Annotated in this window: 1 protein-coding gene; it reads right to left on the minus strand. The window is 68.1% G+C overall.

From position 1 onward, the window contains the following. Positions 1-473: hypothetical protein (locus AC1DTN_RS38595; protein ID WP_477925483.1), on the minus strand; the 473-nt coding region annotated here is incomplete at its 3' end. Between the last annotated feature and the right edge of the window lie 107 nt (positions 474-580).

The following is a 580-nucleotide window of genomic DNA, read 5'->3' on the forward strand; positions in this document are numbered from 1 at the left end:
CCGGTGTGGTCCGGCGCCGGCGAGGTGGGGGTCTGCGGCGCATGGGTGGCCGCGGAGAATGAGACGTTCAGCGGCCGGTATCCACGAAAGTTGAAGGTGCCGCAGTCGCTGCCATTTTCCAGCTCCCAGAAGCGTGACAGTTCCGAGTACTGGCGATCTCGGCAGCCCTGCTCCGTCGTGACGGTCACCACGCGCGTGGCAGGCAGGGCGGCGTCGACCGGCGGTGGCAACTGGGCGGCCGCGAGTGCCGGCGGCGCTGCGGGGACCGCCTGGGCGGGCAGCGTCTGCTGCTGCGCCCAACGGTCGAAGCATGCCAGCCGTGCCTCCTTGTTCGCGTCCAACTTCTGGCACTGCTGCCATGTCAATTGGGCGCTGGCCAGGGGACTGGCCGGTTTGTCGGCAGGCTGTGCCTGCGCGCCCGCGGCGCCCAGACCCATGAGCAGTGCCGTGACGGCGATGGTCCATGTCTTCATTGCCAGCTGCCAGTCTTGTTGAGCAAGAGGGGGTGCGTGCTTCCATCGGAAGCATCACGCCATGTCCCCTTGAAGGCCCTGCCGCAGGAGCCGGACTGCAATTCGGC

Source organism: Rhizobium sp. 01T444, from assembly GCF_056398305.1.